The sequence below is a fragment of the Gluconobacter sp. Dm-44 genome (assembly GCF_018256175.1).
In the GTDB taxonomy this organism is placed as follows: domain Bacteria; phylum Pseudomonadota; class Alphaproteobacteria; order Acetobacterales; family Acetobacteraceae; genus Gluconobacter; species Gluconobacter cadivus.
Window position 1 is genome coordinate 1 of the sequence record NZ_JAERLZ010000021.1, and the last position, 24,644, is coordinate 24,644.

Below are 24,644 nucleotides of genomic sequence, written 5' to 3' on the forward strand. Positions count from 1 at the left end.
CCCGATATGACCGCTGCGCTCATACATTCATGTCCGCAATCCACATCGCAGCAAGCGTCATCTTCTACCTCAAAGAACGAGTCCTGAGCCTAGACTGGTCCTGTGCAGAAGCAAGGGAACGAGCGGCATATCGATCTGCCGCCTCGCGTCTGTGCATCGCTGGCGTCTCTGCCCAATCGAGACGGCCGCGTGTTCCGTCCGGTCCGTGCCCGAAAGTCGAGAAACGGGAAGGGGAGGGAAATCGGTCAGGCGTATTCGGAAAACGGACGTACTAGCGGTGGTCAGATCAAATCCGGATGGTCAGTGGCTTGTCGCAAAGCGGGTCTGCCGGGACACATGCGCGTCTGGATACCCAAGGGGCAGGAGAAACCGAAGGGCGTATTCGTTCCGGACGTCACTCCGCATGATGCCCGTCACACCTGGGCAAGTTGGCAATACTGCCTGCACAAGGATCTGATGCGCCTCAAGGCTGACGGCGTTTGGGGTAACATCACGACAGTCACGCGCTATGCCAAGGTGATGCCAGAGGCTTACCGGGCCGAGATATTGGAATGGCTGGGCATCAGGGACTGAACGCGCGATCCCCGATTCGCAGGAGTGCGCAGATGCAGAGAGGGTGCACGGATTTTGCACGGATTTGCTCGGTCACATACGGCTTTATGCGGTACCAAGCGGCTCTAAGCGACCCAGATTAATCAGCCCAATGGACTGAAAGAATTACTGGAAAGTCTATATTTTCAAGGAGTTATCACCGGACCGAGTGGTGGGCGCAACAGGGATTGAACCTGTGACCCCTACCATGTCAAGGTAGTGCTCTACCGCTGAGCTATGCGCCCCCGGTCCGGTGAGGTGGCTTTTAACGATGTCTGCTAAGCCTTGCAACCCCCTTTGAGGCGGAATATGGAAAATTATGAAAATTCCTTCGCCTCTAACGTCGTTCAAGGTAGATTATCCGCGGAATACCGCCACTCCTGTCGTCGTGTCTTCTCCGCATTCAGGACGCTATTATCCTTCTGATTTTCTTAGCAGTGCATCCCTGTCTCTTTTTGAGCTCCAGCGGATTGAAGATCGCTTCATGGATCAGTTGCTGGAGGATGCCCCTGATTTCGGAGCAACTTTGCTGAGCGCAAACTTTTCCCGCGCCTGGTGCGATGTGAATAGAGACTGGCGCGAGGTTGATCCGGAGATGTTTGCTCCCACGCCTCCTGCAGACGAGGTTCTGTTAAGCGCCAAGGTACAGGCTGGATTTGGAGTGATTCCGCGGTGTATTTCGCAGGGACGCCAAATCTACGGGCATTCCTTGCAACTTTCCGAATTAAGAAAAAGAATTGCTACAGCGTGGCTTCCTTACCATGAAGCTCTTGGGGCGCTTTTGGAAGAGACACGTCTGCGCTTTGGATACGCAATCCTTCTCGATATGCACTCGATGCCGAAATTACCTTATGCGCGTTCAGGCGATATTGTACTTGGGGACGTACACGGGAAAAGCTCAAGTAAAGAAATAATTGATAAGATAGATACAGAAATAAAATATAGTAATTATTCGGTTCGTAGAAATTTTCCATATTCGGGAGGTTATATTACGCAGCATTATGGAAGACCGGAAGAAAAAATACATGCTGTTCAGATAGAAATCTGCCGCTCTCTTTATCTGAACAACGCCACTCTTGAGCCGGGAAGCGGCTTTATGGAAACAAAGAAAAATATGCGGCGTTTTCTCGCTGCTATATCGGGCTGGACCTTGTAAATCCACAAGGGTCCCCCTGTTCATCCTGTCTTGACGGATCATTTTTCTTGGTGCGCGCAGTTTGGTTTGGTTATCGCCATATTGCCACTTCCAGGCTGTTTCCGTCGATGAAGCAAAGTGCGTTTCTCCACTGGAAACACTAAGCGCTGTCTGTACCGATGAGGCGGGTCGGTATGGGCCATTGTGGATTATCACCGGATCAAACTGGAGAGAGGTCAAGAATAGCCTCGTCGGGGACAGACGTCGTTTTTCTTGACCTCAAAACCCTCATAAAATTGAGTAATGGAGACTTGTGATGGTCCAGAATTTTACGCCACTCTGGGGATCCGCAACAGATACGCCAGATATGATCGGCTTGGTCAAATCACCTCAGATTGCCAGCGCGTTTGGTAACAAGGTCGATGCAGATGGCGGACAGTCCATCAACCAATCAATTCAGTCCGGTGCGCTTGATGCACTCAGTACGCTCGATGGTGTGAGCGTTACGGATGTGCTGGCGGCCAGTAGTCGGGCGCAGGTGTCTTCGGTAATGCAGTTCAGGGCGCTTAAGACTGCACCTGTTGCGGTTACACTGACATCGTGGGACGGGACTGCCCAGACGCGAGGGGCTGCTGGAATTTTTCTTCTGGCATCTGATGGGCTTGTGGCGGATGGAGGTGTCGTCATTGCGACGGCGGGCGCCGGAACCTATCGCCGCGTTTTTCAGGGCGGGGTGGATCCGGCTTGGTACGGTGCAATCGGGGATGGCACCTCGCACCCGGCTTCAACGATGTTTGCCACACTGGCCGATCTGCAAACGGTTTTCCCCAAAGCTTATAGCCTGTCACAGGAAATGGACTGGCTGGCGATTCAGGCTGCCTCGCTCTCGGGATATGGCGTTTCCGGCCCAAAGCGGGCCTACATGATGTGCAACAGTGCGGTTGCCTCCGATGACAAACCGCTTGTCTGGATTCCGGGTACTACATTCGGGTCGTTCGGTGGATCAACTTTCGATTTCACGGCGTTGGAAACCGCCGCTGACAGCCAGGATTTTGTGACGAACGGTACGTTCTCCGATACAAGCGGTGCAGGTTGGTCGAACGCCACGATCTACCCGGCAATGCAGATCACAGATGCAACCTTTACGACCGGTGCGGCTATATTTACCGATCCGGCTGCCCATGGAGCCTGGACCGGAACAGTCTCGGGCGGTGTTATGACCGTGACCGGGTTTTCAGGAAGTCCTGCGCTGGCTGTGGGTTCTGTGGTTTATGACATCGACAACACGCTCGCTTCGGGGACGACGATCACGAAACTGCTGACGGGGACGGGGGGCGACGGCACGTACCAGATCTCCGATGGCGCGGCGTCTATTACAACTGCGGTCGCCATGTCGAACTCCACCGGCCATTACGGGCAGTTTGGCCAAAAGCTTACGTTGCCAGCTGGAAATTATACGCTGGACGTCAAGTACGAGGTTACGCTCGGGGCATCTTATGCGAATGGAAACGGACAGCCGGGGAATGTCGGGGTTTCGTTCAGTGCGAATGGTCCAGGGTCTGGAAATAATCCCTGGAACAATTATGTATTCAAAGACACCGGCTGGGCAGATCCAGCAGTTGAAGGCGAGATTTCGTTTGCATTCAATGTAGCAGAAGCTGGGAGCGCGTGGCTGACCATTTCGGTTTCGGGTTATATTAATGTTCGCGTTACGAGCGTCTCCGTCAAGGCATTGCGGTGGAACTGCGCAGTTCTTTCGACACGTGATGGTGCCTTGGAGCACTATTCGAATAATGTCCTGATCGAAGGTCTTACGATCCTTGGGCCGACGGGTAATGCTGGCCTGACGGGCTTATTTTATAATTCATTTCAGAACACGGACGGCACGATCCACAACTTTAAGGATCTTTCCATACAGGGGTTCGGTGTTGGGATTGACTGGCGTAACGGGGCTTATCTCGCCGAATACTGGAACTGCTCCGTAACATCCTCTACGTTATATGCGGTCCAGTTTCTGGCGGGCAGCGTTAATGCGGGCGAGAATTTCCGCTGGTACGGCGGCAGTCTTGGAAATTCGACAGGAATTGTGTTCAATCCGGGCGGGGCTGAAATCACATTTTATGGAACGTCTCTGGATTATTCGGACCAGATCGTCATCCAGAACACCGGTCGCATCGAGATGCATGGTGTGCATTGCGAAATGTGGGGACCTCAGACTGAGAACAAGCCGCTGTTTCATTGTACCGGAAGCGGATACCTGGGATGGTTTGGCGGAATGATCCTGCTGGCCGGAAATTCGGCGACCTATAAAACGCCACCGGTCTGGATGGAACAGAACCTTTCACAGATCTGTTTTTATGGGACCCAACTTTACAACCTGACAAGTGCGGATGGTCGGGCAGCTTATGGCGCCGGGTCGATCAAGACGTTTAACATGCTGAATACCGGCAACCCCAATATCGGGACGTTTATCAACGGGACCTCCGATCGACTGGGACTGTCAGGAAAGTTTATTCCGCAGTCCAAGTCCGTATTGTGCCGGGATGGGATTGGACTGGCTGGCGGCCTGTACTCCGATAATGCCAATGCGGTCTCCCAATGGGTATCGGATGGCGCGTCAGTCGCCATGAGCACGGCCTATACCGTCAACGGCAATCCTGCCGCGCTGGCGGTCACGACCCAGGGTAACAGTCGGAACGACCGCGTCGTGCTCTGTATCCCGATCGATCGTTATCAGTCAGGTTTTTTTAATATCCAGTGCCTGTTTCCCTACGATCTGACACAGACTGGTAAGGTTCTTTCAACGAATTCGCAGTCAGCAGCCTACTCGGATGATGTCTTTCCTCTCTATGCGCGAGCGTTTTACGTGTCGATTGTGGGTTATGACAGCTTCGGGAGGCCGAACTTTGGTGCACGCGATCTGTTCGCGGGTGAAGCGGATTTCAGAATTCCAAAGCAGGGTTGCACCCAGTGGATGGAAGCTGGTTTTGCGTGTGCTTATTTGGGGCTGCCATCGGCAGGCACAGGCGAAAACGATATCTCGCTTGCAGGTGCGGGGGGCGCTCCGTCCTTTGCAACACATATCGCCATTGTTCTGGATAGCGAAAGTCTGCCTGCGACGACATATTACATTGGAGAATTCGGTGGCTCTGTCTTCTGATTTTTTTTGTTACAAAACCGAGATAATCTTAAAAAAAGTGACTGCTTTAGAGACTTCATATTTTCCGCCTTTCTGAAGTTCAGTCCGGGTCGGAGGCAGGGAGCGATCAATCGTATCGTCCTCTTTGTCGACGACCCGGCATAGGGCGGCTCATAGGATCACGTTTCCACTGAAATAATATCATTCTACAAACAGCCAACTCATCACACTGGTTTCAGATCGCTTTGTTCAGCGGGAGACGCCGTTTTTCTCGCGGCTTGTTGTATGGCAGTCGCGATGCGTTCGAAATCACCGGAGAGGTGAGAAATCGAGAAGCGGATATGAGAGGGTGCCAATAAGGAACATTGGTGGCCAGCCGAAACCCGGATGTTTTGCGAAGCAAGCGAAGCACAGGCGGCCTCATCGTTCAGAACAGGAATCCAGAAACTGAAACCTTCTCCGGTAGGGATGTCGATGCCATTGTGGCGGAGAGCAGAGGTCATTTCATGGCGTTGTTCCTGATGATGGCGATAGTTGCCGTGGATGGTTTGGTGAGTTTTCTCATTCTCCAGAAGTCGGGCGGCAACAGTCTGCAATAGGCGACTGGTCCATGCGGGCCCAAAGCTGCGATAGGCTTGGATCTCACGAATAATCATGGATGACGCGGAGACGATGCCCAACCGCAGGTCTGGTCCCAAAGTCTTGGAGAGCGAGCGCACATGGATGACCCGTGGACCAAGCCATACTCCAATGCTTTCTGCCGGCACGCCCGAAAACCACGGAAAAGCGTCGTCTTCGATGATCCATGTCGAGGGAGATGTTCTGAGGATCTGGGCAAGTTCGTGCAGGCGCGCGCGCGACATACGCTGACCTGTAATAGCATTGATATTGGGCTGCAGATATAGTGCCGTCGGATTTCTAGCCAGAGCCTGTGCCAACGATGCGGGGAGAATGCCGTCGGTATCACTTTGCAGCGGGAGGATCGAGGTACTCAGGTAATCAAGAATATCGAGAATTCGCATGGGAGCAGGATCCTGAACCGCCACAGTGGATCCTGGAGGAATGAGCGCCTGCATGGTGTCGAACAAAGCGCTGTAGGCACCATTGGTCGCCATGAAATCCTCGGCCGGATAGGGCCAGTGCGCGGCACAGATCGCGCGAAGAGCCGGAGAAATCGTTTCGTCGTTATAAGTATTAAGGTTGGGAATAGAGGTCAGTGCCTCGAACGCATCGGAGAGATGGGGCAGGCGGCCAGGATCTGGCGTATAGGACGTCAGATTGAGGCTGACATTTTCAGAGCTGAGACTTGCCGTGCGCCTGACAGGGCGGGGCGAGAGAAACATATTGCACACATGCATTCCGCGTCGGCCACGCCCGGCAATAATTCCCCTTTTCCGCAGGTCGGTCCAGGCGATGGAGACGGTAGCGGGACTGATACCCAGACCGAAAGCCAGATCCCGGATTGAGGGCAGACGTGTCCCCACCGGCAGTGTTCCACTCTGTATCAGGGCGGAAATCTGCCGTGCGAGACCCCGCGCAGAGCGGTCATGCAGGCGGTTTACAAACCACTCCGGATTAAACTCTTCCATATCGTGATTCCAGCAAATAAATGTCCAATAACGTAATATCATTTGCGCCAGAGGAGTGAAGACCCCTTAATCATTTCGTTGCCGACCCTTTTCAAAACACGGATCGAAACGACATGATGAGCATGCCTCCTTCATTCAGGCAGAGACGCCCCCTTTCGGCCGGAGCAGTTTTTCTCTGCGGAACCGCATGTCTCATTTACATGCCGACAGCGTTGGCGGAGACGGCGATCCCGCATACGAAGCGCTTCAAAGCCCATCTTGCGGGCAAAGCTGCTCCACTGGTAGTGCCAAAGAAAAGAACTGCGGTGCAGGCATCTCAGGCCGAAAGCCTTCAGGTGCAGGGACAGCATTTTTTTGCATTTGCCCAAGCGCAGCGTCAGCCTGATTCCAATACACGGATTTCGGCTCAAACCCTGCTGGAGCGCCGGGTTGTGTCCGTGACCGATCTTCAGAATTTGGCACCCAATCTCACGGTACAATCCCTGAAGGGCACGCAGAGCATCAACTATCATCTGCGGGGCGTTGGGATGGATGATTATTATGAGAACAACGTCTCATCCGTCATGGTTTATCTTGATGGAATAGCTTATCCGTTTTCGTCCATGACGGATGGCATGATGTTCGATATCGCAAATGTGGATATTGCGCCGGGCCCGATGGGCTTTACTCATGGCATGCCAGATACGGGTGGTGAGGTCTCGCTACAGTCGAATGATCCCACGTCTGACTGGCACGGGAATATTACCCAGGATATCGCCAGTTATGCGCGTTCGCGGACAAGTGGCTTTGTTTCCGGTCCTCTCGCCAAGAATCTATCGTTCAGAGTTGCAGCACAGACAACACAAGGCGGGGGATGGCAGTATAACCCGTTGAATGGGGCGCATCTCGGCGACCAGAACCAGACCTCGCTTCGCGCCAAACTGAAATGGACACCTGACGATAAGACGGTCATTGCCTTGGGAGGACACTGGACGCGGGATCTGTCTGAACTGGTCAATGGCAATCCGGTCATCAACCTTGCGCCAGCGTGGCAGAAATATCCGAAATTCTCCGGCTACCGCCAGACGGCCTGGGGAATTCAGCCCGGTTTTGCAAAACTTGTTGGGCGTCCCGAGAGTCTGAAACCGTCTGAAGATAACATTTTCTGGGGTGCGGATTTCCGGATTAGCCGGGAATTGGGTTTTGCACGTCTGGAATCCATTTCGGCGTTCGAAACAGAGCGTCAGGGCGAATACTCGGATGAGGACGGTACAGAACTTGCGACTGGCGACGTTTATCGAAATGTGAATGGCGACGTCTTTTCGCAGGAACTGAAACTGGTTTCCACTTTACCAGGAAAACTGCACTGGACAGTAGGCGCCTATTACAATCGCTCCCGTATGCAACAGCAGTTTTATAACAATTTTAGCGATTATCAGGGGCGCGGATATATTTCAGAAAGCGCGTACGATCAGAACCAGCAGGCGTTTTCGCAATATGTGAACGTGAACTACGATCTTACGAAAATCATTACGGTGTTTGGTGGCCTGAACCACATGTCGGATGATCGCCAGCTTCTGAATTTCAGAACGATCAAATACGGTGTGAACACTTTAGACTTCGCCCCTGAAGGGGCGCTAACGAACCAACTGGGTGGGTTACTTGGGATCCAGGCACAGCTGACAGAACATCTGCAAACCTATTTCAAGGTCAGCAAGGGGTTCAAGCCCGGTGGGTTTGCTGCCAACAACACGGTTGCGCAGGCGCAGCTTAAGGCGTTCAAGCCAGAATCCCTCGTGGCTTATGAAGTGGGTTTCAAGAGTGAACCCCTGCCAGGAAAATTGCGCCTCAACGGTGCAGCATTCTATTATGACTACCATAATCAGCAGGTCGTTTCGAGTTTCCTGCTGAACAATTACGGTCCGCTTGGGACGTATGTGAATGTTCCCCATTCGGCAATCTGGGGTATTGAACTCAGTGCCGAGGCGCATCCGGTATCCCACATCTATATCAATGGTAACATGGGATATGAGCGCGGTTCCTACACATCCTTTTATGCGCTCAATACACCAGCCGTGAACGCCAACCGGGTCGCAACCGGAGTTTATAAGGCGTTTTATACGGATTATCGCGGCGCTGATCTCGGGATTCCGAAACTGACGCTGAGTGGCAGCATCGCCTATCGCGCTAATCTGCCCTACGGCCTGTCTACGGATCTGGGCGTAAATGTTAATTACCGGGATTCACAGGCGATGACGATCGGCGGGACGGGTGCCTACAGACTTCCGCCATATTTCCTGATGGGGACATATGCCACCATCGGGAACAAAAAACAGGGCTGGAATGCCACGATCTACGTCACGAATCTTCTCGACCGGCACTACAGCATCACGTCCTCATCGCAGAGCACGACATATCAGCATGTACCCGGAGCACCGCGTTTTATTGGCGGCCGTCTGAGTTACGGTTTTTAAGAGGGGACTGTGATCATGAAAGTCGCATTGGGACAATTTGCAGTTGCTGCGGACTGGGAAACCAATCAGAAGCAGTGTCTGGAACTGATTGAACGTTCAAAAACGGAAGGCGCCGACCTCCTGCTTCTGCCTGAGGGTATTCTGGCCCGCGATATCAACGATCCGGAAATTATGCCCAGGACCGCCCAGCCTTTGGATGGGCCCTTCATGGAAGGGTTGAAACAGGCAAGCTATGGGATTGCCGTAGCAGGATGCGTGAATGTTCCGGACGGGCAGGGACGTTTTTTCAATACGCATTTCGTTATGAAGGATGGTGCCTTTATTGCGCTGTATCGCAAGCTGCATCTTTACGATGCCTTTAACATGAAAGAGTCCCAAAGAACGTCTCCCGGCGTGGATCTGCCACCGGTTCTGGACATTGCTGGAATGCGGGTAGGTCTGATGACCTGCTACGATGTCCGCTTCCCCGAGTTGGCCCGCCACTTGGTGCTGGAAGGTGCAGAGGTTCTCCTCCTACCGGCTGCCTGGGTGAGGGGGCCATCCAAGGAGCGTCACTGGGAAGTCATGGCCGTAGCGAGGGCGCTTGAAAATACCTGTTATGTCGTGGCTGTTGGAGAGTGTGGTCCGCGCAATATTGGTGCCAGTATGGTGGTAGATCCGCTTGGTGTCGTAACACTGGCTTTGGGTGAGGAACCAGCGCTTGGTTTTGCAACACTACACCGGGAGCGTATTGCTCATGCGCGTCGTATCCTGCCCGTTTTAGAGAACCTGCGGTTTGCGGCGCCTGTACTGACGCCCGTTTCGGCCGACGCATGACTTCAGCACTGACGTCCAAGCGAAATGGTCTGCGTCCATGGTTGGCGTTGGTCGGCCTTGTGGTTCCGGTCAACCTGATGATGGCACTCGACAAGAACAGCTTCGCGCTCGCTGCTCCGCGTATCGGACAGACGTTGGGGCTTGATTATGTCCATATTTCTCTGGTGATTTCCGCTCTGTCCTGGAGCTATGCGGTCATGCAACTGCCTAGCGGATGGCTGGTACACCGACTGGGGCCGCGCCGCGCGCTGGGGATGGCATGTCTGTTGTGGTCCGTAACAACGATGCTTATGCCGCTCTCAGCCGGTTTTGTATCTTTTCTGGTGCTACGCATGGCGATGGGGGCATTCCAGGCACCGGACTGGAGCGCGAGTGTTGTGGCGGTGCATGACTGGTTTGCTCCTGAGCGGCGATCACGTGGCAATGCCGTATTACTTGGTGCCCTGTATCTGGGGTCCACTCTCGCCGGCCCCCTGACCACCGAAACGACGCTGATGTTCGGCTGGCAGCGGTGCCTATTCGTTTTCGGATGTTTTGGTGCAGTCCTGAGCGTGGTGTGGCTGTTGCTGTTCCGCGACGGTCCGTACCGTCATCGGGAAGACACGCCAGCACTCCTTCCCGACAAACATGTTGTATATCAACTTGCCACATCAGGAGGCTTCTGGGCTATCGGCGGCTTTTATTTGTGCATGCTGGCAGTTCAGTCCTTTTATCATGTGACATTACCTCAATATCTTCTCTCGGCACGTCATCTGTCTTACCGGGAGATGGGCTGGGTATTTAGTTTGCCCTGGTTCTGTCTTTACGGTTCGGTTGTCACCAGTGGCTTTGTCAGCGATCGGATCTATGCGCGAACAGGATCGGTTTTTCAGGCCAGGGTGCTGTTTGGTGCTGCAGGAGCCGTAACAAGTGCGCTGTCTTTGGAAGCTGCGGCCCTCTGTCACGGGACTATCGCCTCGGTAGTGTTGCTTTGCGCCGCGTTGGCAGCTCTTGGTCCGTGTCAGGTGTCGATCTGGACTCTGGCACAGGAACTGACCCGTCATCATGCTGCCGTGGTCGTTGGGTGGGCTGGATTCTGCGGGAATCTCGCTGCGGGTGTTGTGCCAGTTCTGACGGCTCATCTTCTTAAAACTGGGCTGAGCTGGCCCAATGCATTGCTTTTACCGTGTCTACTCGGTGTGCTCGGAGCAGTGTGCTGTCTGCTGACAGGATATTTCGGGCAGATCGATGAATGCCAGAATACATCTTCAAGTAATACTTCACGGGAATCGTATGATGTCTGAAATTTTCAATGGTGTATGGATGATTGAAAATGCCTCTTCTTCATGGAGCGATGGAAAATTTCCTCCTGATATGAGCTTACGCCTTTGGCTCAATTTTCAAGACGGGCGGCTGATTTATCACTCGGAAAACGATACTGACAAAAGCCAGCCTGTCAAAACGCTCGACTATGATACGCCCCTGACCGGAGAAAGCAGCCCATTGCGGGGGAGTGTGCGGTTTGACAGTGTACGTGTTCGCCAGATCTCGGAACGGGAATTCGAAATTTTGGAGATGCTTGGGGACGACGTTGTCGTAGCTGCCTATTGGCGTTTTTCAGACGATGCAAAAAATCTCTGGCGCTGGGGCGTCGGAAAATCTCCGGAAGGGCGCTCTCGATCTTATGAAGAACTGTTTATCCGCCAGAATTAAGCTTTATCGATTGGAGGAAAGATCGCATTTCCCAAAACTATGAAAGCATGCCAGAAAAGCAGTTTCATAAGGGTTTGTGGCGCCCGGTAGGCGCGAAAGCGCAAGGATAGTATCTGACAGCATGAAAAAATAGCTCCTCTAACAGAGATTGCTATACAACGTCGCGGCAAACGCAGAGTAAAAAGTCATTACCTAGAACCATCAATCAATCCGACATACCGTAAAATCAGGCGCCTAGGACACAATCAACGCTTCTTTAATCTCTTTGATTCAGAATATTGAAAATTCTGTTATGTTATGAAAATCAAGTGTTTCTCATAAAGGGAATGCAGTCACAATTTCAAAAAGAAGATTTTGAAAAATTACAAAATATTATAGACCAATCAGAAAATAAAATATTTATGAATATGGAGACACTAAATTGATAAAACGCAAAAGAGGGGTGTTTTTAATAGCTTCATTAACAATTGTTTTATCAGGATGCGCGACGTCAGAATTGGATACAGCACCCTCCGGTCCTGATCATCCATGGACCCCTAATGTCACGTCTGGAGGTGTCATTATTCCTGGAAAAGAAAAAAGGATCTCCGCTTTATCTCTATCTGGAAAATATACCCTTCCTTCCAATCCAAACGCGGCTATTGAGGGGAGTGCGCCATTAATCAATAACCAGAAAAAAACTCCCTATAATTTAGCGGAGTTAATTGATATTTCGCAGTCTTCTAATCCTCAAACGAGGAAAGCATGGAATACCGCACGGGATGCTGCACTGGCCGTTGGCATCATTAAGAGTACCTATCTTCCAACGTTGACGGCGACTGTTGTAGGGGGTTGGTCTCGGGCAAGAAGTCAGACTACAGAAGCCTCTCTGAATGCGGATGACTATGGATCCATCGGCATTAACGGCACCCCGAGGCGGGGAAGCTCAGGTACAGCTGAGGTACAAACTGTAGGCTTGCGCTGGTTACTGTTTGACTTTGGACGAAGAGAGGCATTGATTCGCGCCGCACGCCAAGCCCAGCTGGCTACAAATGTTTTATTCACAGGTGTACATCAAAAAATAATCTATAGCGTTACCACTGCCTTCTATACGCATGCAGCGGCATCCACCCGGGCACAACTCTTGCAAACTGCTCTCGAAAACGCAGAGCATGTGCAGGCTGCAGCCGAAGCGAGGCTGAAGCAGGGGCAGGGAACAATTATGGATGTCACTCAAGCACGGCAGGTTACGGCTCAAGTTAATCTCCGTCTTGTGCAAGCTGAAGGTGAAGAACAGAATACCTATCTGGCGTTACTTAATAATATGGGTGTTTCAACAAACTCACACCTCGATCTTGAAGACGTATCGGGTCGTCCTCTATCGTTAGAAGACGTTCGTTTGAGCGATGAAGTGGTTAAGGCCGCGGTTGGACGTCGTCCTGATGTATTGGCCGCTTATGCTGCAACACGTTCTGCCAAAAGCCGAATTTCTGCAGCGCGAGCGGCATTTCTTCCAAGTATTTTTATGACCGGCAATGTGGCATATTCAACGGGAAGAACGAGCCTGACCTCCATCCCGAGTGCCAGCGATGGTGTTTCTCCTACTCTTAATCTTTCAGGAAATCGCTTTAGCACTTTAATTCTTGGCGGTATTAGCGTGCCTATTTTTGACGGCGGTCTGCGCTCTGCCATTGTCAAACGTGCACAAGACCAAGAAGATAGTGCAGAGGCTACTCTTCAGCAGACAGTTAATGGCGCCGTCCAGCAGATCGTTTTGGCGGAAAATGCTCTTCATACCAGCCTTCAGGCCTACGAAGCAGCCTCTAAACTCCGCGTGGCATCGCAAACGAATTTCGATGCAGCTTTATTGTCGTATCGCGCAGGGACAGGATCTGTGACGCAAGCGGAGTTAGCGCAAAATGGACTTCTTGATGCCAATATCAGTCGTTCAGACGCTTATTATGCGGCTCTGATTGCAGCTGCGGGGCTGGCTTTTGGAACAGGCTCGCTGGGCTAATTCATGTTGACAAAACATCCGACCTAGAGCGCATCCCTGATTGTCTCCATCGGCAGATATGTGCCCGTGCCTTCGAGCGCGCTTCGACTAAAAGACGCTGGAAGCCGCCTGAAGGCACTTTAGGTTTTATGATATTGGGAATGGTGGCTGGCCGTTTGATGCGGTCACGCCGCCATCCACGGGCATGATGAGACCTGTGATGTAGGACGCGTCGGCGCTCGCTAAAAATGTAATGGCGGCGGCCATATCTTCTGGTTCTCCCAAGCGCTGTAATGGCACCCGATCTTCCACACTTTTGACGAAGCCTTCGTCCTTAACCGCTTCTGCCGTCATGGCCGTACGTGTGACGGAAGGACAGATTGCGTTGACGCGCACACCCTTTTTGCCGTGGTCCATGGCCATGACGCGGGTCAGGTTCACCACGCCTCCTTTCGCGACATCATAATACGCCGTATTCCAATCTCCTCGCATGCCAGAAACCGAAGCGGTGTTGACGATGTTGCCTTTCGCTTTGATCAGCATGGGGAGAAATGTACGGCTAACGTTGAGAGTGCCGGTGAGGGTTGTCGCGCAGACGGTGCTCCAGGTTGCCAAATCGCAATCCAGAACGGTGCCCATAGCAGTCACTCCAGCGTTATTCACCAGAACGTCAAGTGTTCCAAACTGCTTCTCGACAAATTTATAGAGATCCTCAACCTGTTCCGGAGCAGAAATATCCGTCAGGGATGGCACGGCATATTTCGGGTCCAGCACCTTTGTAACGTCATCAAGCTTTGCCTTGTCCCGATCAACGAGGATGACATGAGCGCCCTCGTCAAGAAACCGAAGCGCTGTGGCGTGGCCAATCCCTGAGGCCGCGCCCGTCACGAGAACCTTCTTATCCTTGAAACGCGATAATCCGTGAATAGACATGAATGCTTTCCCTGCACAGTTCAGGAGATAAAGCGCTGTCGTCCCGGATGGTTGCCACAATAAGACACTCGGCCTGCCTGACGACAAACCGTCATCCATCGTGGAGATGGGGTGTTGGCCATTGTCATTCTGACATCGCGCATTACCGTCGCTGCGTGCGTAGGGCTAATGCATGGCGTGGTGGCTGTCATTCGCATGGCCTTAAGCGCTGCGCTGGGTCATAGCACACGCTTCCTTGTCGTTGGCTGGGCAGGAAGCGTATTGCTTTCCTACTCCGCAATCAGCTTCTTCAGCCGATCAATTCCACGTTTTCGGCAATCAATATACCTTCCAACAGCACCGTCGCGCTTTCAGAATGATGATAGCTCTGCGCGTTTTTATTCGCCATGCGAGGCCGCGCATTTTTGCTGCAGTCGCTGCATGGCATCGGGGGACATTGGTGCAACCATCATGGCCCTGTAGCTCATGCAGGCAACCGTTTCATGCTCTGGAGGCTTACTAGAGCCGCCAGAACAGGCATTCAGAACGAAAGCCAGAGAAGCTATAGCAAACAGGCGCAAAACACTTCTCAAACCTGATAAAGTTCCAGAGGAAGACCGTCTGGGTCTGAGAAAAAAGTGAAAAGGCGGCCTGTATACGGATCTGTTCGAACAGGCTCCGATTCCACACCATGACGCTCAAGATGCTGCACCACCGCAGAGATGTCCTGAATACGAAAAGCCAAGTGCCGTAGCCCACAAGCTTCTGGCCGCGATATCCGAGGCGGAGCCGCCGGAAAGGAAAAGAGTTCGATTTGCGCGTCACCAACCTTGAGGTCGCACTTCCAGGAGTCGCGTTCGGCACGAAAATTTTCAGCCAGGACGGGAAAGCCCAGCACGTCAACGTAGAAATGTCGGGAACGCTGATAATCGGACGCTATGATCGCAACATGGTGGAAACCTAAGATGCCTCCTGAAGTCTGCTCCATTTGGTCTGTCCTCCACACAATATGATCAGATCAGTAGTAATGCCACGATCTTTCCATATCTACCATTCAGGCGGCAGTTTACCGGTCCGTGCTCTTCCGTCCAGATCGCGGAGGCCGATGTCACACCTGTCCAGCAAGAAGTCTGAGGACGGGCCGTAATCTCGCCTGCGAAAGCGTATTGATTAGCGGCCGAGTACATCACAAGCTTGGGGCATAGCACATAGTGCAAGTGGTGAAGGCAAGAAGCTGATAAATTCTGCTCACGCCTTCACCTCGGACATACAGGAAACTCACAGTGTTTTCTGCAAGCGCTCACTCGTTGCCAGTCACTATATTGTGGCTCACCCATAAATGCTCCGACTACGGGAATTCCTACAATGCAGCAACGACCACAATATCGAGAAGCATTTGCTCAGCCTATTATCAGTTGATGGCAGACGCCCTCAATCTGGCTGTTCGCACTCAGATAGCCTGGCCGCCGGAAACCTCGATCCGTTGTGCATTGACCCAACGATTGTCTTCGGACAGCAGTGAGGCAATCATCGGGCCGATATCATCCGGCACTCCGGGACGTCCAAGTGCGGTTGCTTCCGCGATATGCCGGGCCACCTCCGGATTGTCCCGTACTACACCGCCTGAAAAATCCGTCTGGATAGCGCCCGGGGCAACTGTATTGACGGCAATACGGCGTGGGCCGAGTTCCTTGGCCATGTAACGTGTCATAACTTCCACCGCCCCTTTCATGGAGGCATAAGCGATACGGCCAGGGTAAGAAAAACGGGTCAACCCGGAAGAGATGTTCACGATCCGACCGCCATCTGCGATTAATGTCAGCAACGTTTGCGTCAGGAAGAGAGGACCTTTCACGTGAACACGATAAGCGGCGTCAAGATCCTCCTCCGTCACCTCGCCGAACAGACCGTTATGCGACGTCCCTGCCATGTTGATGAGGTAGTCGAAACGCTCAGCACCCCAGTCGCCCAGCACGCGTTGAATCTCATTGGCAAAAGCCGGAAACGTGTGAATGTCGGCAGTGTCGAGTTGTAAGGCCACAGCGCGAACCCCGCTGCGTTCTACGCTGGCGACAACCGCGTCTGCAGCAGCCTTGTTGGCGTGGTAAGTGAAGATCGATGAAACACCGCGTCGAGCAAGCGCCTCGACCGTCGAACGCCCGAGGCCTCGGCTTCCGCCGGTGACGAGGGCAACTGTTTTGACTTCAGGCATGGGACTCTCCGTTTGGTGGGAGCCCCATATTGCTCACCCTATCGACCATTCGATAAGATCATCCTTTCCGAAAGCATTGTTTTGCATCATGGAACAATCCCATGGACAGGCTTGCCACGCTCGATCTTTTTATCCGCATTGTTGATCGCGGCAGTTTCAGTGCTGCGGCATCCGCCTGTGGTGTTTCGCGGCCGGTCGCGACCGCTGCGATCAAGACGCTGGAGAGCAGGCTTGGCACCCGATTGCTGCAACGTTCGACCCGACACGTCCGGCCCACGGTGGAAGGAACTGCCTATTACCGGCGCTGCATTGCGATCCTGGCCGATCTCGAGGGCGCGGATCGTGAAGCGGCTGGCACTGTTTCTGGGATTTTGCGCGTAGACGTCGTCGGCTACCTCGCGCGCACCATCCTGTTACCTGCGCTACCCGAATTCCTCGCGCGTCATCCTACCCTGACGGTCCATCTCGGGGAGGGCGAACGGTTTGTCGATCTGGTCCGGGAAGGCGTGGATTGCGTCGTGCGGGCCGGCGCTCTTGCCGATAGCGACATGGTGGCCCGCCCCTTGGGGATGATGGAAGAAGTCACCGTAGCCAGCCCGGACTATCTGGAGCGGCATGGAATGCCCACGACACCGGAGGACCTTCAAGGCCATCAGATGATCGGTTTCGTATCGTCGCGCACCGGCCAGCCCCTGCCGCTGGAGTTCATGCGCGGAGAGGAAGTGATCGAGGTGATGCTGCCGACGCAGTTGTTGGTTAGTGGCGCTGAAACCAGTGCCGCGGCCGCGCGGCAAGGCTTCGGCCTTGCGCAGGCACCACGTTACCGCTTCATTGATGATCTCGCGAATGGCAGGTTGATTGAAGTTTTGCCCGACTTTCCCCCGACACCCACACCGCTCTCGGTGCTCTATCCGAGCAACAAACAGCTTTCTCCGCGTGTGCGTGTCTTCGTTGACTGGTTGGTGGAAATTATCGGCTCGGGGCTCCTTCCGAGCGGGTGAGGTGTGCCGCGAGAAGCCCGGCATTGACGGAAGCAAACCCGTTGTTTTCGAGTAATATTATGGCGGTTCGCTTCTCGGAAACATCCAGCACTGCTCTCCAAAGAGATCAGCCGTCTGTCGATAGGGTTAACTCTTCCCAGTCCGCAATTTCCTTTTCCAGACGAGAGAGACGGTCACGAACCAGTTGCAGAGCATCACTCCCCAAAAGGAGTTGAGGTGGAGGCGTGTCCGACGCGATGAGTTGAAGCACTGCCGCGGCGAGTTTCGCTGGATCGCCCAATTGTCTGCCGTTCTTCTCGTGTCGAGCGGCCCGGATAGGGTCGAACAGAGTATCATAGTCCTCGATCGAGCGCTCAGTCCTCACCATCGAACGCCCGGCCCAGTCTGTGCGGAATGATCCGGGGCACAGTGCGATGACATGAACGCCAAACGGCGCCATTTCCGCGCGCATGACCTCTGAAATCCCCTGTAAAGCGAATTTGCTACCACAGTAAGACGCCAAGCCCGGCATGGTGATGAGACCACCCATCGATGTCACGTTCACGATATAGCCGCCACGGCGTTTGCGAAAGCGCGGCAGGAAGGCCTTGGCGACTGCAATGGCTCCGAAAACATTCACGTCGAACTGGTGCCGCATTTCCTCTAAAGAGGATTCCTCCAGAATACCTTCATGGCCATACCCGGCATTGTTGATGAGCACGTCGATCGGACCGTGATCTTCTTCTGTCTGTGCGACAATGGCGGGAATACGATCGAACTCGGTGACGTCACACAGGACTACGCGGATATCCGGGAGTTGCTCCAGTAACGATGCTCTTGCGGTTGGCGAGCGGACTGTACCAATCACCCGATGACCTGCTTCAAGGGCAGCCCGGGCGATGGCCAACCCGAAGCCTGAATTGGCGCCTGTGATGAAAAAAGTATGCTTTGTCATGGCGCTGCTCTGTCTGGTTGCATTCACGCCTTGACCAATAATATTGAACCGGCGCGTTATCTATTGCAGTTCCTCTAATACTCTTGCCTGATCCTATGATCCCTCATTCCACACCCTCTGCTCTCTTTGTACTAGCCGCCGCCCTTGCACCGCGCACTGGCTACAACGCCACGCTTTTGCCCGGTATCCGCATCCTGCGTTCCGAGACCGTCCTTGAAGATGTGCCGGTCCTTTATCGCCCTGGTGCGGTCTTTGTATTGCAAGGGGCCAAACAGGGGTTCCTCAATAGCGAGGTCTACCGCTATGACGCCGACCATTATCTTGCGGTTTCAGTCCCCGTACCTTTTCGGATGGCGTCGCAGGCCAGCGCCCAACAACCTCTGCTGGCTCTCTACTTTGATTTTGACCTGCATCTGGCCGCTGAAATTGTGACAGCACTGGAGGGACACATGGGTCATGACGAGGGAGCGCGAGCAAAAAGCATGGTTTCAAGCCGGATGACGCCTTCTATTGTCGATGTGCTCCAGCGTCTGCTTCACGCTCTCCATCATCCGCAGGAACTTGCCATTCTTGGCCCGGGGCTACTCCGGGAATTGCATTATCGTGTCCTGATCGGTCCACAGGGGAACGCCCTGATGGCAGCGCTGCGTGGCCACGACACGACAGACAGGATTGTACACAGCCTGAAGCTGATCCGCGAACGATATAATGCTAGACTGTCGGTGCCAGAACTGGCTGTCGAGGCCGGCATGAGCGTTCCGTCCTATCACGCCGACTTTAAGGCCCTCACTGGAACGACCCCGATTCAATACATCAAGGCTTTGCGGCTACACGAAGCCCGGTTGATGGTTTCACGGCGCAAAGGTTCAATGGCTACGATTTCTGCCGAAGTCGGCTATGCCAGTCCCGCCCAGTTCAGCCGGGACTTCAAGCGCCACTTTCATCGCACCCCAAGCGAAGAGGCTAAATGGATGCAAGAACATCTGGGAGAGTCGACCTTACAAGTCGAATTGCTTGTGCCGCCTTGAAAAAGGTCGGGAGCACCGGCAGGCTGCGTAGATCGTCTTCAGATCGAACTGGCCATGAGGACGCTGATGTCAGCCCGCCAGACCCATTTTGACGCTGGCGGTTTCCATACGGGCATGGCGCACAATCTGTGCCCCGCCATGCAGACCCAGTCCTCCCATGATGAAAGCCACGATGATATCCGGCCATCCCGTACCGGTGCCGAAAACGCCCAATGCCGCCAGTACAACCGCCAGATTGCCGATAGCGTCATTGCGCGAGCAGATCCAGACCGAGCGCATGTTCGCGTCCCCACTGCGGAACCGGTACAGCATCAGAGCAACACCCCCATTGGCCAGCAGTGCCAGCGCGCCGATCAGGCCCATGGTTTCGGCATGTGGCACAGTGCCTGACCAAGCATGCCACAGCGTATTGCCCAGCACCCAGAGTGCGAAGACCAGCATGGTCACGCCCTTGAGCATCGCCGCTCGGCTACGCCACGCCAGCGCCATACCCGTGACGGTAAGGCTAATGGCGTAATTGGCGGCGTCTCCGAAGAAGTCGAGCGCATCCGCCTGCAGGGAGGCGGAACCCGCCATGACGCCGGCGATAATCTCGGTCAGGAAAAAACCGCCATTGACGATCAGGGCGATCCAGAGTGCTCGGTGCCAGTGGCGGTCATCGTGACCAGTCGAAGGAGAGACGGAACTTGGGCAGCAGGAGTCATGACAGCAGGGCATGGCGACACTCTCGCAAAAAACGAAGAGCACCCCATATCCACCCTGTAGTCACTACAGGGTCAAGAACTTCATGATGCAGACATATACGATCGGGCAGCTTGGCCGCCTGACGGACACGAAGGTTGAAACCGTCCGGTACTATGAACGCATCGGATTGCTGCCGCATCCACCACGGAGCGCTGGCAATTACCGCGTTTATGATGGCGCGCATCTGGCGCGTCTGGGCTTTATCCGCCGGGCGCGTGAACTCGGCTTTCCGCTGGATCAGGTGCGGGAGTTGCTGGAAATGTCCGGGCAGGAAGCTCGGTCCTGTGAACAGGTGGACGAACTTGTCCAGGCCCATGTCACGGATATCGAGCGCAGGATTCACGATCTGCAGACACTCCGACAGGAACTGATGCAGCTTCTTGCGCAATGTCAGCATGGCAAGATTGCCGAATGCCTGATCATTGAGGCGCTTCAGCCTCGTGTGACAGGGTAAACAACGGGCTAACGTTGGGCTCCCCGTTATCCACGTCAAATGTGGTTCACCGCACCCCGGAAGGCGCCATCTGTCGGACCGGTCATGCTGGTATCGTCTCTTCATGGGGCTGATGGGTCCGCGCAATGGGGGACCGAACCGCCCTGGAATCGGAGAAGGCCGGTTTGCACGCATGACGCAGTATGGGGCGTAGTCCATAGTTGTACGGGACTGTTTTTCTGTCTCTGTCGTGTGCAAAGCCTGTGCGACAAGTCCAGACGGCCCTCTACAGGTCTTACTGATACAAAAATCACCTTGGTAGCCTGAAAGTGGTATGTAATACCCGGCTGAGACCGTCCCAAACAGATAATGGAGCACCGGACGTGGTCATCATGCCGGATATCTTTTGAAGAAAAACCACCTGGATCATGGTGGTATGAAGCGAACGGCGGACCTGCCAGTTTGTCCGCCCCCGGTCGTAGGTTTTGCGGATCGTTATACAGACGGTTTCGTGGACACATATCATAGACATGACCGCGCCCAGCTTTCTCTCTTTCTTGGAGGAACGGTCACTGTCAGCGCTCTGGGCCAGAGTTTCGTACTGGGCACCGGGCAGGGACTATGGCTTCCCGCCAACACCCTCCATCAGGCGGAATGCCGCACGGACCTCACATTTCAGGTGGTTTATGTCGACCCGGGTCTGACCGAGGCCGCAGATCTTCCCTGCAAGATGTTTGATGTTTCGTCTCTCATGCGCGGGCTCGTGGACGAGATCATTGCCATGCAATACGAATTTGTCATGGATGAGCGCATGACAGCCATCGCACGGCTTCTGGTCGATGAAATCAGACGCGCGGCTCCCATTATGAACCGGCTGATTTTTCCTGCCGATCAGCGTCTTTTGCGTGTGTGTATGGCCATTGTCGCCCAACCCGGAGACTGTCGGGACATCGACCACTGGGCACGCGAGGCTGGCATGGCCAGACGGACCTTTACACGACTGTTCCATCTGGAAATGGGGATGGGCTTTGCTGCCTGGCGCCGTCGAGTCCGGGTGATCGAAGCAGCATCCCGCATCGCTGCCGGGCAACCTGTCTCCGAAGTGGCATTTGAACTGGGTTACGAGAACGCTGGCAGTTTCAGCACCATGTTTCATCGGACGTTCGGAATGTCTCCCCGAGCCCTGCGGGCAACCACACTGACATCGGGTCCGTAACTTTCAACCGTCCTTCCGGCACCTTCCATTATCGTCGATCAGGCAGATTTTGTTTGCGTTCGGGCCAATGGCCTTCGCATCGGTTGATGACACCTGCAAATATGACTAGGAGCGCAATTAAGAGTTATTCTCAAAAAAAACAGACCGCCGACCCTCTGGGTGCAGAAGCCGGTAACGACACATGGGTGGGGTATGCAGCGTAACAGGATCATCTACACGGGCCTTTTTTTGATCGTCCTGAATGATACGGCTTTCGCAGCCAATCAGGAAAAAAATCCTGATCCAGGTCGGCGTTCAGGAGCAGCCGTAGCTGCGCAGACTTCTCCAAAAACCGCGGAAACACGCGCAAAGGATGTCGAGCAGATCAAGGTTCGCGCTCATCTCGCATCGACCGTCGCTTCATCGGCCACCAAATCGAACACACCGCTTGTCGAGACCGCCCAGTCCGTGACGGTCATCACCCGTGACGAGATGGATGCGCGTGGTGTGCTGAACCTCAATCAGGCCGTCCGCTATGCTGCGGGTGTGACTGCGGATACACGCGGTGGGGAAGGGACGCGCTATGATCTTTTTGATCTTCGCGGATTTACGGTTCCAACTTTTCTGGACGGATTGAAATTTCAGGACAGTCCGACAGGTTTTGCGGTAGCCCAGACCGATACGTTCCGCCTGGATCGCGTCGAGCTTCTCAAAGGACCGGCCTCCGCGCTTTACGGCCAGTCGAGCCCCGGTGGCCTGACGGCCATGTCCAGCAAACTCCCCACGGACCAGCGGTTCTATGGCGGCGTAAATGCGACGGGCGGAATGTTCGATCTCTATCGTGTCGATGCGGATGTGGGTGGTTTTGCGACGAATGACGGGATGGTCCGTTATCGCGTTTACGGGACGGTCAACGGACAGCACACGCAGTTGAGCAGGACCGGAAGCCGGCGTTTCAGCATCAGTCCATCCTTTACGTTCGGTGGCGATGGCCCGACGACCCTGACTTTGCTTGGGAACTACCAATATGATCCGGAGAACGGCTCTTATGGTGGCGTTCCGCTGATCGGCTCTCTCAAACGGGCCTCCTATGGATATCTGCCGCGCAATTTCTATGACGGCGATGTATCAGCAGAAAAATTTAATCGTCGTCAGGGTGCCATTACCTACATTCTGAACCATCGCTTCAATGATGACTGGAGCTTCAGCACGCGCGGTCGGTATGATGACATCAGAACGGTTTATCGCAGTGTTTATAACAACGGATATTACGATAGTGATGACGGTATCAGCGGCCAGATGCTGTCGCGTTCAGCCTATGGGACGCAGGAACATACCTATAATCTGGCCTTTGACAGTCAGTTCAAGGGGAAAGTCCGTACAGGGCCGTTACGTCATACGCTGATGTTCGGCTTTGACTACATGCAGCAGAAGGCGAACGATACGGAAGCCTCTGGCGATGCACCTGATCTGGACGTACTGCACCCGGACTATCATATGATTATTCCGGATCTGACGCCCTATCTGCACTATGTTACGAAGTCCCATCAGGCTGGCGCGTATGGTCAGGACGAGATCCGCTGGAAGCGTCTGATCCTGACGGGCAGTCTCCGTAATGACTGGTACCGGTCGAGACAGGTCGAATATTTCGAGCAGTCTAATACCCGGCAGAGCGCAAGCCAGATCACCTGGCGCGCGTCTGGTCTGTATCATTTCGATTTCGGTCTTTCACCCTATATCAGCTACTCAACATCCTTTCAGCCGCAGTCCGGTACGGTGTCGAATGACGGAGGGGCAACGCTGCGTCAGGCCCATCCATCCATCGGAAAGCAGCTTGAAGGCGGCCTGAAATACCAGATTCCCGGCACGTCTGTCCTTTTGACTGCGGCGGGCTTTCATATCGAACAAAGCAACGTGCTCGTCTCCGTTGCCAATACCGGATACAGCCTGCAAAGTGGGCTTGTTCATTCGGACGGTTTCGAATTTGAAGCACATGCCCAGCCATTCCATAACCTGATGGTTACAGCGGCAGTCAGCTTCCAGAAGGTCAAGGATGATTCTACAGGCAAGCCGCTGATCCAGTCCGGCAAGGGGAATGCCTCCCTATTTGCTTTCTATACGCTGCCCTCCGGCCCGCTCAAGGGCTTCGGCTTTGGCGGGGGTATGCGGTATTCGAACAAGGCTTATGGCGGCGAAGCGACCTATGGGAGTGTTTGGCTTCCGCAATATGCTCTTTTCGACGCATCCGTGGCTTATGATCTGAAAAACATGTCACACTCCCTGCGTGGCTGGAAAGTATCTGCAAGTGTGAGAAACCTGTTTGATAAAAACTATATTGCGAACTGCTTCGCCTACGGCGCTGATGGGCAATACTGCTACTATGGTGAACGCCGGAATGCTCAGGCCAGTATAGGATACAGCTGGTAAGGTTTATATCACGTTCATACTTTCTCCTGTGCCTGGGAAAATGGCACGTCATCGAATTCAGAGCTGGTCTCTCACGAGGCATGAACTTCAGCTATGGTCGGAATGAATATAGAATTCGACGGGAACGGTCAGGGTGATGGGATCACCCTCGACTGTATCAGGCGGTGGCGGCAAGGGCTGCGCGCGCTTGGGAAGGGCTACAGCTTCCTGATCCAGAAGCGGATGACCCGAACTGCTGGCGAGCGTTACTGAAAGCACATGCCCTCTGCGGTCCATCGAGAAAGTGACCGTCGGGACGCTGATGGGGGTGATGAACAGACTTCGTTCGGCGGGCTACCTCAAGGTGGCGCTCGTCAACCTGCAAGGAC

Annotated in this window: 19 protein-coding genes, 1 tRNA gene and 2 pseudogenes; 14 read left to right on the forward strand and 8 right to left on the reverse strand. The window is 53.9% G+C overall.

The window, feature by feature from the left end:
• Positions 1–303 precede the first annotated feature (303 nt).
• On the forward strand, positions 304–573 hold the full coding sequence (locus JK213_RS14610; RefSeq protein WP_349291802.1) for an integrase: 270 nt from the start codon (positions 304–306) through the stop codon (positions 571–573).
• Positions 574–761: 188 nt separating this feature from the next.
• On the opposite strand, the gene JK213_RS14615 is transcribed toward JK213_RS14610, so the two are convergent.
• A tRNA-Val gene (locus JK213_RS14615) sits at positions 762–836 on the reverse strand.
• 74 nt (positions 837–910) lie between these two features.
• Here JK213_RS14615 and JK213_RS14620 point away from each other — a divergent pair.
• Together JK213_RS14620 and JK213_RS14625 are read left to right on the forward strand one after the other, a co-directional pair.
• Positions 911–1,747, forward strand: a complete 837-nt coding sequence (locus tag JK213_RS14620; RefSeq protein WP_194263319.1) for an N-formylglutamate amidohydrolase — start codon at positions 911–913, stop codon at positions 1,745–1,747.
• A 295-nt stretch (positions 1,748–2,042) separates the two neighbouring features.
• Positions 2,043–4,886: a hypothetical protein gene (locus JK213_RS14625; RefSeq protein WP_194263320.1), complete on the forward strand. Its 2,844-nt coding sequence runs from the start codon at positions 2,043–2,045 to the stop codon at positions 4,884–4,886.
• Positions 4,887–5,089: 203 nt separating this feature from the next.
• Here the strand turns inward: JK213_RS14625 and JK213_RS14630 are convergent, their stop codons facing one another.
• Positions 5,090–6,454: a PLP-dependent aminotransferase family protein gene (locus JK213_RS14630; protein WP_194263321.1), complete on the reverse strand. Its 1,365-nt coding sequence runs from the start codon at positions 6,452–6,454 to the stop codon at positions 5,090–5,092.
• Between the two features lie 200 nt (positions 6,455–6,654).
• Between JK213_RS14630 and JK213_RS14635 the strand changes: the two genes are divergently transcribed.
• From JK213_RS14635 to JK213_RS14655, 5 genes are all read left to right on the forward strand, one after another.
• Positions 6,655–8,907 (forward strand): TonB-dependent receptor, encoded by a 2,253-nt coding sequence (locus JK213_RS14635; RefSeq protein WP_194263322.1) that lies wholly within the window; start codon positions 6,655–6,657, stop codon positions 8,905–8,907.
• A 15-nt stretch (positions 8,908–8,922) separates the two neighbouring features.
• Positions 8,923–9,723 (forward strand): deaminated glutathione amidase, encoded by an 801-nt coding sequence (locus JK213_RS14640; protein ID WP_194263323.1) that lies wholly within the window; start codon positions 8,923–8,925, stop codon positions 9,721–9,723.
• Complete coding sequence (locus tag JK213_RS14645) at positions 9,720–11,006, forward strand: MFS transporter (protein ID WP_194263324.1); 1,287 nt, start codon at positions 9,720–9,722, stop codon at positions 11,004–11,006. Before JK213_RS14640 ends, JK213_RS14645 begins: the two co-directional genes overlap by 4 nt.
• Positions 10,996–11,415, forward strand: a complete 420-nt coding sequence (locus tag JK213_RS14650; RefSeq protein ID WP_194263325.1) for a hypothetical protein — start codon at positions 10,996–10,998, stop codon at positions 11,413–11,415. The genes JK213_RS14645 and JK213_RS14650 overlap by 11 nt, the downstream gene beginning before the upstream one ends.
• Before the next feature lie 424 nt (positions 11,416–11,839).
• Entirely contained in the window at positions 11,840–13,411 is a 1,572-nt protein-coding gene (locus tag JK213_RS14655; RefSeq protein WP_194263348.1) for a TolC family protein, read from the forward strand.
• Between the two features lie 126 nt (positions 13,412–13,537).
• Here the strand turns inward: JK213_RS14655 and JK213_RS14660 are convergent, their stop codons facing one another.
• From JK213_RS14660 to JK213_RS14670, 3 genes are all read right to left on the reverse strand, one after another.
• Positions 13,538–14,323, reverse strand: a complete 786-nt coding sequence (locus tag JK213_RS14660) for an SDR family NAD(P)-dependent oxidoreductase (protein ID WP_194263326.1) — start codon at positions 14,321–14,323, stop codon at positions 13,538–13,540.
• A gap of 568 nt (positions 14,324–14,891) precedes the next feature.
• Entirely contained in the window at positions 14,892–15,290 is a 399-nt protein-coding gene (locus JK213_RS14665) for a VOC family protein (RefSeq protein WP_194263327.1), read from the reverse strand.
• Between the two features lie 462 nt (positions 15,291–15,752).
• On the reverse strand, positions 15,753–16,514 hold the full coding sequence (locus tag JK213_RS14670; RefSeq protein WP_194263328.1) for an SDR family NAD(P)-dependent oxidoreductase: 762 nt from the start codon (positions 16,512–16,514) through the stop codon (positions 15,753–15,755).
• Positions 16,515–16,615: 101 nt separating this feature from the next.
• Here JK213_RS14670 and JK213_RS14675 point away from each other — a divergent pair, with 101 nt between their 5' ends.
• Positions 16,616–17,515: a LysR family transcriptional regulator gene (locus JK213_RS14675; protein WP_194263329.1), complete on the forward strand. Its 900-nt coding sequence runs from the start codon at positions 16,616–16,618 to the stop codon at positions 17,513–17,515.
• Between the two features lie 106 nt (positions 17,516–17,621).
• Here the strand turns inward: JK213_RS14675 and JK213_RS14680 are convergent, their stop codons facing one another.
• Entirely contained in the window at positions 17,622–18,449 is an 828-nt protein-coding gene (locus tag JK213_RS14680; RefSeq protein ID WP_194263330.1) for an oxidoreductase, read from the reverse strand.
• Between the two features lie 95 nt (positions 18,450–18,544).
• Here JK213_RS14680 and JK213_RS14685 point away from each other — a divergent pair, with 95 nt between their 5' ends.
• Entirely contained in the window at positions 18,545–19,477 is a 933-nt protein-coding gene (locus JK213_RS14685) for an AraC family transcriptional regulator (protein WP_194263331.1), read from the forward strand.
• 69 nt (positions 19,478–19,546) lie between these two features.
• Here JK213_RS14685 and JK213_RS14690 read toward each other — a convergent pair whose 3' ends face one another.
• Positions 19,547–20,194 carry a cation transporter gene (locus JK213_RS14690; RefSeq protein ID WP_194263349.1) on the reverse strand — a complete coding sequence of 216 codons (648 nt, stop codon included), beginning with the start codon at positions 20,192–20,194 and terminating at the stop codon, positions 19,547–19,549.
• Positions 20,195–20,264: 70 nt separating this feature from the next.
• Here JK213_RS14690 and JK213_RS14695 point away from each other — a divergent pair, with 70 nt between their 5' ends.
• From JK213_RS14695 to JK213_RS14705, 3 genes are all read left to right on the forward strand, one after another.
• Positions 20,265–20,675 carry a helix-turn-helix domain-containing protein gene (locus JK213_RS14695; protein WP_194263332.1) on the forward strand — a complete coding sequence of 137 codons (411 nt, stop codon included), beginning with the start codon at positions 20,265–20,267 and terminating at the stop codon, positions 20,673–20,675.
• A 415-nt stretch (positions 20,676–21,090) separates the two neighbouring features.
• Positions 21,091–21,870: a helix-turn-helix domain-containing protein gene (locus JK213_RS14700; RefSeq protein ID WP_194263333.1), complete on the forward strand. Its 780-nt coding sequence runs from the start codon at positions 21,091–21,093 to the stop codon at positions 21,868–21,870.
• Positions 21,871–22,062: 192 nt separating this feature from the next.
• Entirely contained in the window at positions 22,063–24,276 is a 2,214-nt protein-coding gene (locus tag JK213_RS14705; protein WP_194263334.1) for a TonB-dependent siderophore receptor, read from the forward strand.
• A gap of 87 nt (positions 24,277–24,363) precedes the next feature.
• On the opposite strand, the pseudogene JK213_RS14710 reads toward JK213_RS14705, so the two are convergent.
• A pseudogene (locus tag JK213_RS14710) lies at positions 24,364–24,573 on the reverse strand (energy transducer TonB); the annotation flags it as partial.
• Between JK213_RS14710 and JK213_RS15980 the strand changes: the two are divergent.
• Positions 24,560–24,644, forward strand: a pseudogene (locus JK213_RS15980) (TonB system transport protein ExbD); the annotation flags it as partial. The pseudogenes JK213_RS14710 and JK213_RS15980 overlap by 14 nt on opposite strands.

What these genes read in the sequence shown, in the direction of transcription:
- JK213_RS14620 (WP_194263319.1), top strand. Translation starts at nt 911, where the DNA reads ATGAAAATTCCTTCGCCTCTAACGTCGTTCAAGGTAGATTATCCGCGG.
- JK213_RS14625 (WP_194263320.1), top strand. Translation starts at nt 2,043, where the DNA reads ATGGTCCAGAATTTTACGCCACTCTGGGGATCCGCAACAGATACGCCA.
- JK213_RS14630 (WP_194263321.1), bottom strand. Translation starts at nt 6,454, where the DNA reads ATGGAAGAGTTTAATCCGGAGTGGTTTGTAAACCGCCTGCATGACCGC.
- JK213_RS14635 (WP_194263322.1), top strand. Translation starts at nt 6,655, where the DNA reads ATGCCGACAGCGTTGGCGGAGACGGCGATCCCGCATACGAAGCGCTTC.
- JK213_RS14640 (WP_194263323.1), top strand. Translation starts at nt 8,923, where the DNA reads ATGAAAGTCGCATTGGGACAATTTGCAGTTGCTGCGGACTGGGAAACC.
- JK213_RS14645 (WP_194263324.1), top strand. Translation starts at nt 9,720, where the DNA reads ATGACTTCAGCACTGACGTCCAAGCGAAATGGTCTGCGTCCATGGTTG.
- JK213_RS14650 (WP_194263325.1), top strand. Translation starts at nt 10,996, where the DNA reads ATGATGTCTGAAATTTTCAATGGTGTATGGATGATTGAAAATGCCTCT.
- JK213_RS14660 (WP_194263326.1), bottom strand. Translation starts at nt 14,323, where the DNA reads ATGTCTATTCACGGATTATCGCGTTTCAAGGATAAGAAGGTTCTCGTG.
- JK213_RS14665 (WP_194263327.1), bottom strand. Translation starts at nt 15,290, where the DNA reads ATGGAGCAGACTTCAGGAGGCATCTTAGGTTTCCACCATGTTGCGATC.
- JK213_RS14670 (WP_194263328.1), bottom strand. Translation starts at nt 16,514, where the DNA reads ATGCCTGAAGTCAAAACAGTTGCCCTCGTCACCGGCGGAAGCCGAGGC.
- JK213_RS14675 (WP_194263329.1), top strand. Translation starts at nt 16,616, where the DNA reads ATGGACAGGCTTGCCACGCTCGATCTTTTTATCCGCATTGTTGATCGC.
- JK213_RS14680 (WP_194263330.1), bottom strand. Translation starts at nt 18,449, where the DNA reads ATGACAAAGCATACTTTTTTCATCACAGGCGCCAATTCAGGCTTCGGG.
- JK213_RS14685 (WP_194263331.1), top strand. Translation starts at nt 18,545, where the DNA reads ATGATCCCTCATTCCACACCCTCTGCTCTCTTTGTACTAGCCGCCGCC.
- JK213_RS14690 (WP_194263349.1), bottom strand. Translation starts at nt 20,194, where the DNA reads ATGCCCTGCTGTCATGACTCCTGCTGCCCAAGTTCCGTCTCTCCTTCG.
- JK213_RS14695 (WP_194263332.1), top strand. Translation starts at nt 20,265, where the DNA reads ATGATGCAGACATATACGATCGGGCAGCTTGGCCGCCTGACGGACACG.
- JK213_RS14700 (WP_194263333.1), top strand. Translation starts at nt 21,091, where the DNA reads ATGAAGCGAACGGCGGACCTGCCAGTTTGTCCGCCCCCGGTCGTAGGT.
- JK213_RS14705 (WP_194263334.1), top strand. Translation starts at nt 22,063, where the DNA reads ATGCAGCGTAACAGGATCATCTACACGGGCCTTTTTTTGATCGTCCTG.